General features: G+C 69.4%; 13 protein-coding genes. 7 read left to right on the top strand and 6 right to left on the bottom strand.

The features are described 5' to 3' along the window. Positions 1–142: 142 nt before the first annotated feature. From ACWDUM_RS13825 to ACWDUM_RS13800, 6 genes are read left to right on the top strand one after another with little or no spacing between them, the layout of a single operon-like run. Positions 143–1,510 carry a flavin-containing monooxygenase gene (locus ACWDUM_RS13825; protein ID WP_450134404.1) on the top strand — a complete coding sequence of 456 codons (1,368 nt, stop codon included), beginning with the start codon at positions 143–145 and terminating at the stop codon, positions 1,508–1,510. A gap of 12 nt (positions 1,511–1,522) precedes the next feature. Then, positions 1,523–2,662, top strand: coding sequence for a serine hydrolase domain-containing protein (locus ACWDUM_RS13820; RefSeq protein WP_450134403.1), 1,140 nt, complete (start codon positions 1,523–1,525; stop codon positions 2,660–2,662). After that, entirely contained in the window at positions 2,662–3,702 is a 1,041-nt protein-coding gene (locus ACWDUM_RS13815; RefSeq protein ID WP_450134402.1) for an NAD(P)-dependent alcohol dehydrogenase, read from the top strand. The genes ACWDUM_RS13820 and ACWDUM_RS13815 overlap by 1 nt, the downstream gene beginning before the upstream one ends. A gap of 29 nt (positions 3,703–3,731) precedes the next feature. Then, entirely contained in the window at positions 3,732–5,390 is a 1,659-nt protein-coding gene (locus ACWDUM_RS13810; protein WP_450134401.1) for a class I adenylate-forming enzyme family protein, read from the top strand. Between the two features lie 49 nt (positions 5,391–5,439). Beyond that, positions 5,440–7,197, top strand: coding sequence for an N-acyl-D-amino-acid deacylase family protein (locus ACWDUM_RS13805; RefSeq protein WP_450134400.1), 1,758 nt, complete (start codon positions 5,440–5,442; stop codon positions 7,195–7,197). 37 nt (positions 7,198–7,234) lie between these two features. Next, positions 7,235–8,014 carry an SDR family NAD(P)-dependent oxidoreductase gene (locus tag ACWDUM_RS13800; RefSeq protein WP_450134399.1) on the top strand — a complete coding sequence of 260 codons (780 nt, stop codon included), beginning with the start codon at positions 7,235–7,237 and terminating at the stop codon, positions 8,012–8,014. A 103-nt stretch (positions 8,015–8,117) separates the two neighbouring features. On the opposite strand, the gene smc is transcribed toward ACWDUM_RS13800, so the two are convergent. The 5 genes from smc to ACWDUM_RS13775 all read right to left on the bottom strand — a co-directional run bounded on the left by smc (position 8,118) and on the right by ACWDUM_RS13775 (position 14,639). Continuing rightward, positions 8,118–11,732 carry a chromosome segregation protein SMC gene (gene smc, locus ACWDUM_RS13795; protein ID WP_450134398.1) on the bottom strand — a complete coding sequence of 1,205 codons (3,615 nt, stop codon included), beginning with the start codon at positions 11,730–11,732 and terminating at the stop codon, positions 8,118–8,120. A 54-nt stretch (positions 11,733–11,786) separates the two neighbouring features. Next, positions 11,787–12,566 carry a VOC family protein gene (locus ACWDUM_RS13790; protein ID WP_450134397.1) on the bottom strand — a complete coding sequence of 260 codons (780 nt, stop codon included), beginning with the start codon at positions 12,564–12,566 and terminating at the stop codon, positions 11,787–11,789. Between the two features lie 108 nt (positions 12,567–12,674). Beyond that, complete coding sequence (locus tag ACWDUM_RS13785; RefSeq protein ID WP_450112242.1) at positions 12,675–12,917, bottom strand: helix-turn-helix transcriptional regulator; 243 nt, start codon at positions 12,915–12,917, stop codon at positions 12,675–12,677. Beyond that, positions 12,907–13,758: an ABC transporter permease gene (locus ACWDUM_RS13780; RefSeq protein WP_450134396.1), complete on the bottom strand. Its 852-nt coding sequence runs from the start codon at positions 13,756–13,758 to the stop codon at positions 12,907–12,909. The genes ACWDUM_RS13785 and ACWDUM_RS13780 overlap by 11 nt, the downstream gene beginning before the upstream one ends. After that, positions 13,755–14,639 (bottom strand): ABC transporter ATP-binding protein, encoded by an 885-nt coding sequence (locus tag ACWDUM_RS13775; RefSeq protein WP_450134395.1) that lies wholly within the window; start codon positions 14,637–14,639, stop codon positions 13,755–13,757. The genes ACWDUM_RS13780 and ACWDUM_RS13775 overlap by 4 nt, the downstream gene beginning before the upstream one ends. Before the next feature lie 245 nt (positions 14,640–14,884). Here ACWDUM_RS13775 and ACWDUM_RS13770 point away from each other — a divergent pair, with 245 nt between their 5' ends. Then, positions 14,885–16,462, top strand: coding sequence for an APC family permease (locus ACWDUM_RS13770; RefSeq protein ID WP_450134394.1), 1,578 nt, complete (start codon positions 14,885–14,887; stop codon positions 16,460–16,462). 64 nt (positions 16,463–16,526) lie between these two features. Here ACWDUM_RS13770 and ACWDUM_RS13765 read toward each other — a convergent pair whose 3' ends face one another. Next, positions 16,527–17,519, bottom strand: coding sequence for an alpha/beta hydrolase (locus tag ACWDUM_RS13765; RefSeq protein ID WP_450134393.1), 993 nt, complete (start codon positions 17,517–17,519; stop codon positions 16,527–16,529). Positions 17,520–17,597 lie beyond the last annotated feature (78 nt).

Genomic DNA, 17,597 nt, shown 5'->3' with positions numbered 1-17,597 from the left:
TCGTTAGTCACTTGACACACCGTCAGTAAACCTGTTCTATGGCGCATGTCACACCGATTGGGCTTCACCGAGCATCCTCCGACGGTGGTGGCGCGACCGTCGATCCCGCGCCTGCCCACCCCGCGCAGAGAGAAACATCGTCATGAAGAGCACCCCGCTACCTCGCGTCTGCATCATCGGCGCAGGACCGTCCGGAATCACGACCGCGAAACGGCTCAAGGACTTCGGCATCCCCTACGACTGCTTCGAGGCCTCCGACGAGGTCGGCGGCAACTGGTACTACAAGAATCCCAACGGAATGTCGGCCTGCTACCAGAGCCTGCACATCGACACCTCCAAATGGCGGCTCGCGTTCGAGGACTTTCCGGTCCCCGCCGAGTGGCCCGACTTCCCGCACCATTCGCTGCTGTTCCAGTACTTCAAGGACTACGTCGCCCACTTCGACCTGCGGGACACGATCACGTTCAACACCTCCGTCGACCACGCCGAACGGGGAGACGACGGGTTGTGGACCGTCACGTTGTCCACCGGCGAGACGCGCACCTACGACGCGCTGATCGTGTGCAACGGGCACCACTGGGATCCGCGGACCCCGGACTACCCCGGCGAGTTCGACGGCACGCTGATCCACAGCCACGAGTACAACGACCCGTTCGACCCGATCGACATGCGCGGCAAGAACGTCGTGGTGGTCGGGATGGGCAACTCCGGCCTCGACATCGCGTCCGAACTCTCCCAGCGGTTCCTCGCCAAGAAACTGACGGTCTCGGCGCGCCGTGGCGTCTGGGTGCTGCCCAAGTACCTCAAGGGCACGGCCGGCGACAAGATGACGATGCCCGCGTGGATTCCCCGCCCCGTCGGCCTCGCTCTCAAGCGACGCTTCCTGAACAAGAACCTCGGCCCCATGGAGGGCTACGGCCTGCCCAAGCCCGACCACCAGCCCTTCGAGGCGCACCCGTCCGCCAGCGGCGAGTTCCTCGGCAAGGCGGGCTCGGGCGACATCGCGTTCAAGCCGGCCATCACCGCGCTGGAGGGCAAGCAGGTGCGTTTCGCCGACGGGAGCACCGAGGACGTCGACGTGATCGTCTGCGCGACCGGCTACCACATCAGCTTCCCGTTCTTCACCGATCCGAACCTGTTGCCCGACAGTGAGAACCGCTTCCCGCTGTTCAAGCGGATGATGAAGCCCGGCATCGACAATCTGTTCTTCATGGGCCTCGCGCAGCCGATGCCGACCCTGGTGAACTTCGCCGAGCAGCAGAGCAAGCTCGTCGCCGCCTACCTCGCCGGCAAGTACCTGCCCCCGTCGCCCAGCGAGATGCAGTCCGTCCTCGCCGCCGACGAAAAGTACTACCTCGGCCCCTACTACGAATCCCCGCGACACACCATCCAGTGCGAGTTCGACCCCTACGTGCGAAACCTGAAGAAGGAAATCGCCGACGGCGGCAAACGCGCCCGGGCCGCCGGCAACGTGTTGCCCGTTCCCGCTCGCGCGCTGCAGAACGCCTGATAAGGAGATTCGATGACACTGACACAGGGACTCTGCGCGGAGGGCTTCGAGCCGGTTCGCGAGGCACTCGAGCTGCAGCTCGCCTCCGGCGAGGAGCTCGGGGCGTCCATCTGCGTGACCGTCGACGGCGAACCCGTCGTCGACATCTGGGGCGGTCACACCGACATCGACCGCACAGCCGCCTGGCAGCGGGACACCATCGTCAACGTCTTCTCGATCACCAAGACGATGACCGCGCTCAGCGCGCTGCTGCTCGTGGACCGCGGCGTTCTCGACCTGAACGAGAAGGTCGCGCACTACTGGCCCGAGTTCGGAGCGAACGGCAAGGCGGACATCGAGATCCGGCACCTGCTCTCGCACACCTCCGGTGTGTCCGGCTGGGAACGGCCGATCGAACTCGAGGACGTCTACGACCACGAGTCCGCCGCCGCCCGACTGGCCGCGCAGGCCCCGTGGTGGGAGCCGGGCACCGCGTCCGGCTATCACGCGCTCAACTACGGGCACCTGATCGGCGAGGTCGTCAGGCGAATCGACGGACGCACCCTGGGCCGGTTCTTCGCCGAGGAACTGGCCGGACCACTGGACGCGGACTTCCACATCGGTACCGGCCCCGAGCATTTCGGCCGGATCGCGCCGCTGGTGCCGCCGCCCGCGCTCGAGTTCGACATGGCGACCCTCGACCAGGACAGCATCCTGGTCAAGACGCTCACCTGCCCGCTGCTCGACTACGAGCGCACCTCGGACCCGCAGTGGCGCCAGGCCGAGATCGGGGCCGTCAACGGTCACGGCAACGCTCGGTCGATCGCCCGACTGCAGTCGATCGTCTCCGGCGGCGGCGTCCTCGACGGCCGGATCTGGCTGTCGCCGGACACCGTCGAGGCGATCTTCCGGGAGCAGTCCAACGGTCTGGACCTGGGAATCATGACGCCGCTGCGGTTCGGGATCGGTTACGGACTGCCGCATGCACAGACGGCGCCCGCAGTTCCCGACGGCAAGGTCTGCTGGTGGGCCGGGGTCGGTGGGTCGTTCGTCGTCAACGACGTCGACCGTGGAATCACCTTCGCGTATGCGATGAACAAGATGGCGCCGGGGCTCATCGGTTCCGACCGTGCCGACGCCTACCTGAATGCGACCTTCGAGGCGGTGGCGTGATGCGCGCACTACAACTGACCGATCCCGGCGTGGTCGAGATCCGGGAGGTCCCGGTTCCGGAGATCGGCCCGTCGGACCTGCTGATCCGGGTCGGCGCGGCCGGGATCTGCCACTCCGACCTTCACCTGCTGCATTTCCCGGTGAAGATGAGGGAGGAGCCGCTCACCCTCGGGCACGAGATCGCAGGCACCATCGAAGCGGTCGGCAGCGAGGTGGACGGCCGCCACACCGGCGAACGCGGGATCGTCTACCTGTGCTGGTCGTGCGGCGTCTGCCGCGAGTGCGTCAGCGGCAACGAGAACGTCTGCCTGGCCGCGGGCCGGACCGCCATGCCGCCGTGCCCCGGGCTCGGCCCGGACGGCGGCATGGCCGAGTACGTCCGGATCCCGGCCCGGTCGTTCGTCCCGATCGGCGACCTGGACTTCCTGCAGGCGGCACCGATGGCGGACGCCGCGCTGACCAGCTACCACGCGATCCGTGGGGCCCGGGACCACCTGCGCCCCGGCTCGACCGCGGTGGTGATCGGCGTCGGCGGGCTCGGGCACGTCGCCGTGCAGATCCTCGGCGCGGTGAGCGCCACCCGGATCGTCGCGGTCGATGTGGGCGCGACGCAGCTCGAACTCGCGAAGCGGTGCGGCGCCGACATCACTCTCGAGTCCGGGCCGGACACCGCCCGTCAGATCCTCGACCTCACCGAGGGACGCGGCGCGGATGCGGTGTTCGACTTCGTGGGGATCGACGCCACCGCACGGATGTCGGTCGAGTCGGTGGCCCCCAACGGCGCCTACCGGATGGTCGGCCTCGGCGGCGGGGTCCCGGGAGTGACGGCCGAACCGTCCGGCGGCCCCGGCTGGCCGTGGGGCGCGTCGGTCCGGAAGTCGTACGGCGGCACCAGGAGCGACCTCGTCGACTCGATCGCACTGGCGCAGGCGGGCCGGCTGACCGTGGAGGTCGACAGGTTCGACCTCGCCGATGCCCGGACCGCGTTCGACCGCCTCGAAGCGGGGACGATTCGTGGTCGTGCCGTCCTCATCCCCTGACGTGAACCCAGTGATCGAAAGGAACGACAATGACGAAACCCGTTGACCCGCAGGCGTACATCGCATCCGTGATGGCCGGGCTGACGGGCCCGGGCGGACGGTTCGAACTCGGCACCGAGGATGTACTCGGCACCGAGATCCCCGTGATGAAGAACCGGGACCGCGCACTCGGGGATGTCCTCGCGGCCTCGCTCGCCCACGGTGACCGCGACTATCTGGTCACCGAGGATCGCCGCATGAGCTACGCGGAGCACGGCCGAGCCGCGTACGCGCTGGCGCGAGCGCTGCGCGAGCGCTACGGCGTCGACCCGGGTGACCGCATCGGCATCCTCGCCGCCAACACACCCGAGTGGGTTGTGTCGTTCTGGGCCACCCAGGCCCTCGGCGCGATCGCCGTCGGCTTCAACGCCTGGTGGGCTCCACGCGAGATCGAGTACGGGGTCACGCACACCCGGCCCACCGTGGTGATCGTCGACAGCAAGCGCGCCGAACTGCTCCGCGAACTCGACCTCCGGATCACCGTCCTGACCATGGAGCGCGACATTCCCCGGCTCATCGAGGAATTCGCCGGCGGCGAGCTCCCGCACGCCGAGGTGGCCGAGGACGACCCGGCCGTGATCCTGTACACCAGCGGGACCAGCGGCCGCCCCAAGGGTGCGGTGCACTCGCACCGGAACCTGCTTGCAGTCATCGACTACCACCGGTACAGCGACGCGCTCGCCGCCGCGTTCGCGGGCGCCCCGATCGGCGACGGCCCGAGCGACCTGCGGTACCTGCTGACCTCGCCGCTGTTCCACATCGCCAGCCTGCACAATCTGGTCGTCCCGCGACTGGCCACCGGCGGGGCCGTCGTGATCCACCAGGGCTCGTTCGACGTGGACCGCGTACTGCGACTGGTCGAGCGCGAGAAGGTCAGCAACTGGGGCGCGGTCCCCACCATGGCGAACCGGCTGCTCGAGCACGACGGGCTCGACAGGTACGACCTGTCGTCGCTGACCGCGTTCGCCCTGGCGTCCGCGCCGTCCTCCCCCGCGTTCCAGCAGCGGCTGCGGGAGAAGCTGCCGTTCGCCAGGGGCGCCCTGGTGGACAGCTACGGGCTCACCGAGTGCAGCACCGCGGTGTCCGTCGCGACGCCGATGGACCTGCAGGCGTTCCCGGGCACACTGGGGCGGCCGATCATCGGCGTCACCGTGCAGGTGCGGGACCCGCTCGGCGACCCGGTTCCCGACGGCGTGGAGGGCGAGATCTGCGTCCGCAGCCCCTACGTGATGCTGGGCTACTGGGAGGACGACACCGCGACCGCGGCCTCGATCACCCCCGACCGGTGGCTGCGGACCGGCGACTTCGGCGTCCTCGAGAACGGCATGGTCCGCCTGACCGGACGGCGCTCCGACCTGATCCTGCGCGGAGGCGAGAACATCTACCCGGTGGAGATCGAGCAGTGCCTCGACGAGCACCCCGAGGTCCTCGAGTGCGCGGTGATCGGGGTGGCGCACCCCGACCTCGGCCAGGAGGTCGCCGCGGTGGTCGTGGTCCGCGACGGAGACTCGGTGACCGAAGACGAGTTGCGCGAGTTCGCGGCCGAACGACTGGCCTACTTCAAGGTTCCGGCCCGCTGGCGGATCACCACCACTGCGTTGCCCCGCAACGCAACCGGCAAGACGATGCGCACCGAGGTGGTCCTCTGATGGAGCCCCGGTCGGCAACCACCACACGACGAGAATGGAGTGGTCTGCGATGACCTACGACGTCATCATCAAGAACGGCCTGTGGTTCGACGGCACCGGCGCACGACCCGAGACCCGCAACCTCGGCATCCGTGACGGCCGGGTCGCGGCCGTCACGGATGCCGCGCTCGACGAGGCGGACTGTCCGCAGGTGGTCGACGCCGCCGGGAAGTGGGTCATCCCGGGCATCGTCGACATCCACACCCACTACGACGTCGAGGTCATCCTGAGTCCGGGGCTCACGGAGTCGGTGCGGCACGGCGTCACCTCGATCTTCCTGGGGTCGTGCTCGCTGTCGGCCGTCCATGCCGGTCCGTCCGACGCCGGCGACCTGTTCGGCCGGGTCGAGGCAATTCCGCGCAAGTTCGTGGTGGACACGCTCACCGAGTCCCGGACGTGGACCTCGGCGCACGAGTACGTCGAGGCACTCGAGGCCCTGCCTCTGGGCCCGAACGTGGCGTCCTTCATCGGCCATTCGGACATTCGTGCGGCGCAGATGGGCCTGGACCGGGCGACCCGTAAGGACGTCAAGCCCACCCCGGCCGAACTCGACGCGATGGCGGCCAAGCTCGAGGAGGCGCTCGACGCGGGCTTCATCGGCATGTCCTCGCAGGAACTGCTGTTCGACAAGCTCGACGGCGAGACCTGCCGGTCCCGCACGCTGCCGTCCACGTACTCGACGCGGAAGGAACGTCGTAGGCTCACCTCGATCCTGCGGCGGCGGGGCCGGGCATTGCAGGCCGGCCCGGACGTGGGCCGCCCGCAGTCCATGGTCGCGTTGGCGCTGAGCAGCGTGGGGCTCTTCCGCCGCCCGTTGAAGGTGAGCCTCCTGTCGGCCGCCGACGTGAAGGCGATACCGGGGATCGCACAAGTCTTCCCGGCGATGGCGCGGGCAGTCAACGGGCTGCGCGGCGACTTCCGGTGGCAGCACCTTCCCGTGCCGTTCGAGGTGTACTCCGACGGTATCGACCTGCCGGTGTTCGAGGAGTTCGGGTCCGGGGCCGCGGCGCTGGACCTGTCCAACCAACTGGAGGCGCGCAGTGCGCTGCTCGCCGACGAGTCCTACCGCCGCCGGTTCCGCAAGGACTACGACAAGAAGTACGGACCGCGGGTGTGGCACCGCGACTTCTTCGACGCCGAGATCGTCGAGTGCCCGGACCCGTCGGTGATCGGCAAGACCTTCGGGCAGGTCGGGGTCGACCGGGGTGGGGTACACCCGGTGGACGCCTTCCTCGACCTGGTCGTCGAGTACGGGACCAAGGTGCGGTGGCGAACCACGATCTCGAACCACCGGCCGGAGGTACTCAACAAGTTCGCCTCTGATCCCGGTATCCAGCTGGGCTTCTCCGATGCAGGCGCGCACCTGCGCAACATGGCCTTCTACAACTTCGGCCTCCGCCTGCTGCGTCGCGTCCGCGACGCCGAGCAGGCGGGGACCCCGTTCATGTCCGTCGAGCAGGCGGTGCACCGGCTCACAGGCGAGCTCGCCGACTGGTACGGACTCGACGCCGGGCACCTGCGCGAAGGTGACCGGGCCGACGTGGTGGTGATCGACCCGAAGCATCTCGACGCCTCGCTCGACGCCTATGCCGAGTGCCCGGTCCCCGAGTACGACGGTCTCTCCAGGATGGTGAACCGGAACAACGACGCAGTGACCGCGGTGTTCGTCCGCGGCGAATGCGTCGTCCGGGACGGACAACCGACCACCGTCCTCGGCAGCCGACGGACCGGACGGTTCCTGCGTGCCGGAGAGCGCGCCGCCCGATGATCCGACACCATGTGACAACCGAAATGGAGGCGATTCTGTGAGCAGTGGACGATTTTCCGGGCGGACCGCCGTGGTCACCGGGGCAGCATCCGGTATCGGCGAGGCGATCGCGTCGCGGCTGCTCGCCGAGGGCGCGACGGTGGCGGGCATCGACCTCGCGACCGATCGCCTCGAGCGGATGGCGGAGGAGTTCGGCAACGCGTTTCTGCCCACCCCTGCCGATGTGACCGTGGAGGCGGAGGTCGAATCCGCTCTCGCCGCCGCGGCGTCGAGGTTCGGCCGGGTGGACCTCGCGTTCAACGTCGCGGGCGCTTCCCGCGTCGGTGCGATCGTCGACCTCGACGAGGCGGACTGGGACTTCACCGTCGACCTCGTGCAGAAGGGCGTGTTCCTGTGCACCAAGCATGAGGCCAGGCACATGCGCGCAGGCGGTCGCGGCGGCGCGATCGTGAACGTCGCATCACTCAACGCCCACGTGCCGATGCCGGCGGGCAGCCCCTACTCGACGGGCAAGGCCGGCGCGGAAATGTTCAGCAAGACGGCGGCGGTCGAGCTGGCCCCCGACGGAATCCGGGTGAACGTAGTGCTTCCGGGGCTGGTCGACACGCCGCTGGTCGCCCCGGTGATGGCGTACGAGCCCGCGCACGAGATGTTCCTCGAACGCATCCCGGTGGCGCGGGCGGCCACGCCCGAGGAGATCGCCGGGCCGTGCCTCTACCTGGCCAGCGACGACGCAACCTATGTCACCGGCGCGAGCCTGGTCGTCGACGGCGGCTGGGAGCTGTCCAACTATCCCGACCTCCGCCGGCTCGGGTGACCCGGGCCGCCCCCTGTTAGACCCCTTTTCACCGAATGTGGGATTCGGTCACGTGAAGTGACCGAATCCCACATTCGGTGGTTCCGGGGGGGTGGCTCACCCGTCAGGCCGGGTCCGGGACGGGCTCTGCTGCCGCGAGGTTCTGTCCACGCAGGCGCTGCGAGATCACCTGGGTGATGCCGTCGCCGCGCATGCTGACGCCGTACAGGGCGTCCGCGATCTCCATGGTCGGCTTCTGGTGGGTGATCACGATCAGCTGGGACTTCTCCCTCAGCTGCTCGAACAGCCCGATCAGCCGGCGCAGGTTGGTGTCGTCGAGCGCCGCCTCGACCTCGTCCATCACGTAGAACGGGGACGGCCGGGCCCGGAAGATTGCGACCAGCATCGCGACCGCGGTGAGCGACTTCTCGCCGCCGGAGAGCAGCGACAGCCGCTTGACCTTCTTGCCGGGCGGGCGGGCCTCGACCTCGATGCCGGTGGTGAGCATGTCGCCCGGGTCGGTGAGGACCAGTCGGCCCTCGCCACCGGGGAACAGCTTCGCGAACACCTGCACGAACTCGCGTTCGACGTCCGCGTAGGCCTCGGTGAACACCTGCAGGATGCGGGCGTCGACGTCGGCGACCACCCCGAGCAGATCCTTGCGGGCGTTCTTCACGTCCTCGAGCTGCGTGGACAGGAAGTTGTAGCGCTCCTCCAGTGCCGCGAACTCCTCGAGCGCCAGAGGGTTGACCTTGCCGAGCGTGGCGAGGTCCTTCTCCGCACGCTTGGCCCGCCGCTCCTGACTCGCCCGGTCGTACGGCATCGGCGCGGGCGCGACCACCGCTTCCCCGCGCTCGCGGGCCTGTTCGTACTCGGCGATCTCGAGCGGCGACGGCGGCAGCGGCACATCCGGCCCGTACTCCGCGACCAGGTCGTCGAGGCCGATGCCGTGCTGTTCGGAGATCGCGGCCTCGAGCTGTTCGATGCGGGTCGCGGCCTGCGCGCGGGCCACCTCGTCGCGGTGCACGGCGTCGGTGAGGGCGGTCAGCTGCGCAGTGAGCTGCCGGACCCGTTCCTTGACGGTCTCGACCTGCTGTGCGCGATCGGTGCGTTGACGGGTCAGGTCGTCGCGGTGTGCGAGGGCCGCGGCGACGACGGTGTCCAGGTGGGCGGCGACCTTCGCTCCGGACTCGGCGACCGCGGCGGCGACCGCGGCGGCGTTCTTGCGCGCCGCCATCGCCCGCTCGGCCCGCGCCCGCGATTCGCGTTCGGCACGGGCGGCGCGGCGCAGCCCGTCGGCCTTGCCGCGCACCGATTCCGCACGCTCCTCCGCGGTGCGCAGCGACAGCCGCGACTCGACCTCGACGGCGCGCACCTCGGCCAGCGCGGCGGCCGCGGCCTCGCGCTCCCCGCTGTCCGTGCCCACCTCGGTGCCGTCGCCGGACTGCTCCTGCTGCGCGAGGGTGAGCCGTTCCTCGAGGTCCCGCAGCGCCGTGATCGCGTCCTCGCGCCCGGTCTCGGCGGCCGTGCGCTGCGCGGTGAGCCGATCGGACTCGGCGTGTGCGGCGCGGGCCACCTGCCCGAGCCTGCCGAGCTGTTCGTAGATCGCGGACATCGCGGCGTCGGACTCGTGCAACGCGGCGAGCGCCTCTTCCGCGGTCTCGGCGCGATCCGCCTGTTCGGCCAGCGCGCCCGCCAGTGCGGCGGTCAGGTCCTCGGACCGACGCTCGGCCTCGCCCAGCGCGACCGTGGACTGGTCGATCGCGGACTGCACCTCGAGCGTCGAGGGCCTGCGGTCGGAGCCGCCGATCACCCAGCCGGCCCCCGCCAGGTCGCCGGTCCGCGTGACGGCACGCCACTGCGGCCCGGCCGCGACGACTTCTGCCGCCGACCCGAGGTCGTCGACGACCACCACCGACCCGAGGAGCGCGGTGAGCGCGCCCCGCATCGATTCCGGGTGCTCGACCAGTTCGAGCGCGGCGCGCGCCCCGGCGGGCAGCCCGGCCGGCGCCGTCCCTGCGACCGGGGTGTCGGCGACCACCAGTGCCGCCCGTCCCCCGTCGGCCTGTTCCAGGGCCGACACGGCGGCGTGCGCGGCGCCGGCGGACTCGGCGGCGACGGCCTCGGCGGCCGGTCCGAGGGCGGCCGCGATCGCCACCTCGTACCCGGGAGTGATGCGCAACAGCCCGGCGAGCGGCCCGGCCAGCCCGTCACCGGACCGGTGTTCGAGCAGCCAGGCGGCGCCGTCCTTCTGCTGCAGGCCGATCGCCAGGGCGTCGATCCGGGCCCGCAGCGAGGCAACCTCCTGACCTGCGGCGCGTTCGGCGTCCTGCAGTTCGGTGACCCGCGCGCTCGCCGACTCGAGCGCGGTGACCGACCGTTCGTGGTGCGAATCCAGGCCCAGCTCACCGGCGTCGAGTTCGTCGATTCGTTCCTGCACCGATTCGAATTCGGCCTGGGCCGCGTCGCCGCGGGCGCGGGCGTCGTCGATCGCGAGCGTCAGCCGGGCCACCTCGGCGTCGACCGAATCGGCGCGGGTGCGCAGGGTGTCGACCTGGCCGGACAGCCGGGCAAGACCTTCGCGCCGGTCGGCCACGGCACGGACCGCGGCCAGGTGGGCCCGCTCGGCGGCGGCCGATGCCTCCTCGTACTCGGCGAGCTGTTCCTTCGCGGCGTCGAGGGTCGCCCGCGCGATCTCGACCGCCTCCTGCAGTTCCAGTTCCTCGGCGGCGACCCGATCGGCCTGGGCCTCCATCTGGTCCGGGTCCTGGCCCCGATGCGCGACCGGATCGCCGTCGAGGTGCCGGGCCCGGTCGGTGGCGATCCGGACCGTGGCTCCGACACGTTCGGCGAGCGCCGAAAGCTGGAACCAGGTCTGGCCCGCGGCCTCGGCCCCCGGGGTGAGCCGGGCGAGAGCCTGCTCGTGGGAGCCGAGTTCCGCGGACCCGGCCTCCAGTTCGGCCTGCACGTGTTCCTGCTGGGCGCGGACGACCGCCTCGTTCTCCGACTGGGAGGCCAGCTCGGTGCGGCGGGTCACCAGGTCGTCGGCGGCCAGTCGCAACCGGGCGTCGCGGAGGTCGGCCTGCACGGTCTGCGCGCGGCGCGCCACCTCGGCCTGCCTGCCGAGCGGTTTGAGCTGGCGCCGCAGTTCGGCGGTCAGGTCGGTCAGGCGAGCCAGGTTCGCCTGCATCGAGTCGAGCTTGCGGACCGCCTTTTCCTTGCGTTTGCGGTGTTTGAGGACGCCGGCGGCCTCCTCGATGAACGCCCGCCGATCCTCGGGCCGGGATTCGAGGATCGCCGCGAGCCTGCCCTGCCCGACGATCACGTGCATCTCCCGGCCGATGCCGGAGTCGGACAGCAGTTCCTGCACGTCCATCAGACGACAGGACGTGCCGTTGATCTCGTACTCGCCGGCACCGTCGCGGAACATCCGCCGCGTGATCGACACCTCGGAGTACTCGATCGGCAGCGCGCCGTCGCTGTTGTCGATCGTCAACGTCACCTCGGCGCGGCCGAGCGCCGCCCGGCCGGTGGTGCCGGCGAAGATGACGTCCTCCATCTTGCCGCCGCGCAACGCCTTGGCGCCCTGCTCCCCCATCACCCAGGTCAGGGCGTCGAGAATGTTCGACTTCCCGGATCCGTTGGGACCGACGACACAGGTGATGCCGGGTTCGAACCGCAGAGTCGTCGCGGAGGCGAAGGACTTGAATCCTTTCAGCGTCAGACTCTTGAGGTGCACAGCGGCTTAGATTACGGCACCCCACCGACCGATTCCGCGATTGCGTTCCCGCGCCTACCCCTCGTGCACTCCCGGCAACGGGGCACCCACGGTGAACGTCGCACCGAACGGATCGGTGATCTCCGCGGTTCGCCCGTACTTCATGTCCGTCGCATTCTTCGCGGTGCCACCGGCGGCGCGGGCGGCGGCGACTGCCTTGTCGGCGTCGACGACCTGGAACAGCGTGCCCCAGGCCGATCCGGACGCGGTCGGGTCGCCGAGGATGCCCCCGATCTCGTGCCCGTCGGGTCGGCGGAGGAACGTGAAGTCCATACCGGGCAGGTCATCGTTCCCGTCCAGTGTGAAGTCGAACACCGCGGAGTAGAAGGTCCGGGCCGGGCCCGGGTTGGGCGTCACCAGATCGTTGCGGAGCAGGGTGTTCGGCTCGTTGACCAGTTCGCAGCCGACGTGTGCGAAGCCCTGCCACAGTCCGAACTGTGCGCCGGAGGGATCCCGCACGATCGCCATCCGTCCCTCGCCCATCACGTCCATCGGCTCCGCCAGCACGATGCCACCCGCGTCGGTGGCCCGCGCGACCGTTTCGTCCACGTCGGCAGTGGCCAGATAGACGCTCCACCAGAATTCCGTTGCCACCGGATCGGGATTGGGCATCAACGCGGCGACCTTCTTGCCCCGCAGCAGGCACATCGTGTAGCGCCCCGCCTCCTCGGGGCCGATGTCGAATTCCCAGCCGAAGACCGCCCCGTAGAACGACATCGCCCGATCGAGATCGGGGATGCCCAGGTCGATCCAGGTGGGGGTGCCCAGCGGTTGGTTCGTGGAGACGACGCTCATCACAGCTCCTGGGGCGGTCGGTGCGGCCTGGACTGCCGGATGCCACCGGCAGCCAGTGGACGGTCCCAGCCTCCTCCCACCCCGATCACGGCGCAATTTCAGCCGACGTCAGGCGGTCTCCGCACCCGAGCCCAGTCGGGGAAAGGGCTCGGTCGAGAACACGACCTCGACGGCCACCTCGAAGTACGCGGCGATCCGCAGAGCGAGGTGCAGGCTGGGGCTGTACTCGCCGCGTTCGAGGTACCCGACCGTCTGATAGTGGACGCCCAGCGCCTCGGCCAACTCCCGCCGCGAGATGCCCCGCTCGGCACGCAGCATCGCGATGCGGTTGTAGATGACCTCAGAAGGCACGCTGCATCGCCTTCTCTCGCCGTGCCGCCATACTCGATCCTGATTCGTGACGCGCCATGCGCCGCAACACTACCGGCGCGATCAGCAGCCCTGCGACGGCCCAGACGCCGAGCACGGCAGCCGTCTCGATGTGCCGCCAGGACTCGCCGATCTCGATGGAGACCGCCTCGGGAGGCAGCAGCGCCGAGCGCATTCCGAGACCGCTCCAGTAGATCGGGAACACCTGTGCCACGCCCTGCAGCCAGCCCGGCAACGCGGTGATCGGGTAGAAGATGCCGGAGATCGCAACGAGTCCCATGAGCGGCATCGTCAGCAGGAACGTCGCGCGCGGTCCGTCGAGGACGGCGCCGAGAATCGCCCCGACCGGCAGCGCGGCGAGCAGGCTGAGCAGCAGAACCCAGACGAACGTCAGCCACGCCGCGGCCCCGTCGAGCGAGGACCCGCCGATGATCGCCATCCCTGCCGCCAGCACGACAGCCACCTGCACGACAACGGATCCCGCGGCGGAGACGATCTTGCCGACGACGTAGCCGATCATGCCGCCCGGCACCGCCTTGGCCCGCAACAGCGTTCCGTCCTCCCTGTCGAGGACGAGCACGTTGGTGATCGCGAACAGACCGTTGAACACGATGATCGACCCGATCAACCCGGGCAGCGCCAGTTCCGCGACGGAGAGCTCGCCACCCGGGTACCCGCGATTGCGCAGCAGGTAGAGCACGACCAGTGCGATGGCCGGCGTCAGGAACTGACCGATCAGGTCGGGGGCGGCGGTGAACAGTTGACGAAGCTCGATCCATCCGCGAGTGAAGCCCGCCCGGACCGCATTGGACGTGGGGTTCATCGTGCGACCTCCGAGAGTGTGGGCACCCCGGTCGGGGCGTCGCCGGACTCGTGGCGGCGGACCAGGGCCATGTAGGTGTCCTCCAGCGAGGCGCGGCGCACCTCCAGTTCGCCGATGGAATCGCCGTGCTGTTTGAACAGTTCGTGGACGAACTTCGTCGACTCGGTGGTGGTGTGCACGAAGCGCTGGTCGTCGACGGTCCAGCGCACCTCCGCCTCACCTGCGATCGCGCGGGTCAGCTCGTCGGGCGAGCCGTCGGCGACGATGCACCCGCCCGCGAGGATCAGGATCCGGTCCGCGATCTTCTCCGCTTCGTCCAGGTCATGGGTGGTGAGCAGTACCGTCGTGTCCTCGAGATCGGCCAGTCGGTGCACGAGGTCGTGGAAGTCACGGCGGGCCGCGGGGTCGAAGCCCGCGGTGGGTTCGTCCATGAACAACAACTCCGGACGGCCGACGATCCCGATCGCCACATCCAGCCGGCGCCGTTGACCACCGGACAACGTGCCGATCTTGGCTCCCGCCTGACCGGACAGCCCGACAAGGTCGATGAGTTCAGTTGTGTCCCAAGGCTGTTGGAATCGTTCACCGAGGTATGGGCGATAGAACACGGCGATGTGCTCGAGCAGATCGCGCACGCGCCACTTGGCGTGGTCGCGCCAGGACTGCAGGACGACACCCACCCGGGCGCGCCAGCGTTCGTCGCCGTGTTCCGGATCGACACCGAGGACGGTGACGCCACCCGCCGACCGAGTGCGGAAGCCCTCCAGTATCTCGATGGTGGTCGTCTTGCCCGCCCCGTTGGGGCCGAGCATGACCAGCACCTCACCGCGGCGCGCCTGGAAGGTCACCCCGCGCAGAACGTCGGTGTCTCCGTATCGCATTCGCACAGCGTCGACATCGAGCACAACACCGTCCCTCGAACCCATGACCCCTCCCCATAATCAACCTTCGATTTTATGTAGCATACCTACTACATTTCGATGCGGCAATACTCCGGCGGAGCATCGGATGCAGTCACCCCACGGCCTCGGTCGGACACCGGGGTCGGCGCCGCCGACACAGCGGCGCGATCCGGGGCGAGGGGCGCCGAAACAGCAAGCGGGAGACGTGCCCTAAGCTGCCGCCAGTGATCGATGAGGCGGCGCCGGCCGCAAAGCATGTTGACGCGGGCGTCCCGGACAAGGGGCTGCGGTCGGGGGCACTGACCCTGACGTCCAGTGTGGTGATCGGGGTCGCGTCGGCCGGACCGGCGTACAGCATCGCCGCGACGCTCGGCCTGGTGGTGGCCGCGGTCGGCCTGCAGGCGCCGGTCATCGCACTGCTGGCGTTCGTCCCGATCCTGTTCGCCGCGTTCGGGTATCAGCAACTCAACCGCGTCGAACCCGACTGCGGCACCACCTTCGTGTGGGCGACCCGCGCGTTCGGCCCGTCCTGGGGCTGGATGTGCGGCTGGGCCATCGTCGTCGCCGACGTGCTGGTGATGGCGAGCATGGCCCAGGTCGCCGGACAGTACACCTTCCTGTTGTTGGGCGCGGACGGCATCGGACACGATCCGACACACATCGCGGTCCTCGTGCTCGGCGTCGTGTTCATGCTCGCGATGTCGTGGCTGTGTTTCCGCGGCATCGAACTCTCCGCCCGGATCCAGCGACTGCTGCTCACGGTGGAGTTCGTGGCGCTCGTGGTGTTCGCGGTGGTCGCACTGGTTCGGGTGTGGCTGGGCCGCGCGGGCGAGGCGGCCCTGACACCCCAGTGGAGTTGGTTCAACCCCTTCGAAATCGGCTCCTTCTCCACCTTCGTCAACGCGATCCTGCTGATGGTCTTCATCTACTGGGGCTGGGACTCGGTGGTCTCGGTCAACGAGGAAACCGTCGACGCGAGGCACACCCCGGGCCGGTCCGCTGTGATCTCCACAGTCGTGCTGGTCGCCCTGTACGTGCTGGTGACCATCGCCGCTCAGTCGTTCGCCGGTGTCGGCGACGACGGCACCGGATTGGCCAACCCCGAGCACTTCGACGACTTCTTCGCCGCCCTCGGCACCGCGGTGTTCGGGGACGGACCGGTCGGGGCGTTCCTCGTGCACGTGCTGCTGCTCATGATCCTGACCTCGGCGATCGCGTCCACACAGACCACGATCCTCCCGACGGCGCGCACCACGCTGTCGATGGGCGTGTTCAAGGCGCTGCCCGCGTCCTTCGCGAGTGTGCATCCGCGGTTCCGGACACCGACGGTGTCGACGCTGGCGATGGGCGGCGTGTCAGCGGCCCTCTACGTGGTGTTCAACTTCATCGCGGCGGGCGACCTGATCTACGACTCCGTCGCGGCGATCGGTATCGCGGTCGGCTTCTACTACGGGATGACGGGGCTGGCCTGCGCGTGGCTGTACCGCGACACCCTGCGCGAGGGCGGCCGGAAGGCATGGCTGCAGGTGCTGCTCCCCCTGACCGGTGGGGCGATGCTGCTGTTCGCGGCCGGATGGACGACGGTGACGTCGTTCGCCGCCGACTACGGCGAGACGGCGTGGACCCTGCCGTTCGCCCCGCACTGGCAGGTCGGCGGGGTGTTCCTGCTCGGGGTCGGCTCGATGCTCGTCGGCCTGCCGCTGATGTGGTGGTGCAAGCGCCGCGAACCCGCATTCTTCGACGGCGACACCGTCGCACGCGGACTCCCGGCCGAGGAACGCGTCGACGCGGGCCGGCACTGACCACGAGCCGAAACCCCTTCCCTCCCCGAGTTCCCGGATCGGTCCGGGAACCCGGGGTCTCACGTCACCAGGCGTTCAGCGCGTTCAGGATCTGCGGGCGGGCCTTCCACAGCTCGGACTCCCAGTACGGCCAGGAGTGGACACCGTTCGCCGGGAAGCTGTAGGTCGCCGGGACACCGAGGGTGTCCAGCCGTACCTGGAAGGCCCTGCTGTTGGCGAGCGCGAGCGCCTCGAGTCCCATCGCATTGGCCATGTGGTAGTAGTCGATCGGCGCGCTCGGGTGGTCGAACTGGCCGGGCAGGCCGCTGGCGGCCGACACGTACAGCGACAGACCCCGCAGCTGTGGGGCGAACACGAACGGGTCGTTGCGCAGCCACGCCCTGCTCCACGGCGGGCCCCACATCGAGTCGACGTTGAAGCGGCCGGCGTCGAGCATCGCGACGCGGATCGCCTCGCGCATGCCGGGCGCCGAGATGTTCAGGTACCCGGACAGCGAGCCGGCGAACCTGAACTGGTCGCGGTGGTAGGCCGCCAGCGTCAGTGCCGCGGAGCCGCCCATCGACAGGCCGAGCACGCCGTTGTTGGAGCGCGAGACACCGCGCGTCGCCAGGTAGTCCGGGAGGTTCTTCGTCAGGAAGGTCTCCCACCGGTAGGCGGTCTGCTGCCCGTTGAAGTTCGACGGCGCCAGCCAGTCGCTGTAGAAGGAGGATTCCCCGCCCACCGGCATCACCAGCGTGACGTTGTCTTTCCCGTACTGGGCGAGGGCGTTGGTGTCGTGCGCCCAGGCGTTGTAGTCGTTGCGCGCCCGCATGCCGTCGAGCAGGTACAGCGCCGCGTTGCCGCCGCGCCTGGCCCACTGGATCTGCACCTTGACCGGGCCCATGTCCGAGGGCACCCAGACCTCTTCGTAGCCACCCCACGGCGCTCGGTGCGTGATCGGGGCGGCACCGGCGACCGCGCCGCCCGCCGTTCCGGCGATCACGCCCGCGACGACCGTCGTCGCGGCCAGCGTCCGCAACCCGCGTCCGATCCGACGGGACCATCCTGCTCTCGACATCGGCGAAGACCTTTCCCCCTCGCCGAACCGCGGACGACGGCCGCGCCCGCTCGGACGCCACCCACCACCGTTCGACGA

Source organism: Rhodococcus sp. NPDC003322, assembly GCF_053589555.1.
The sequence above is the reverse complement of the archived record's forward strand: the minus strand, read 5'-3'. Positions and strand labels throughout refer to the sequence as shown.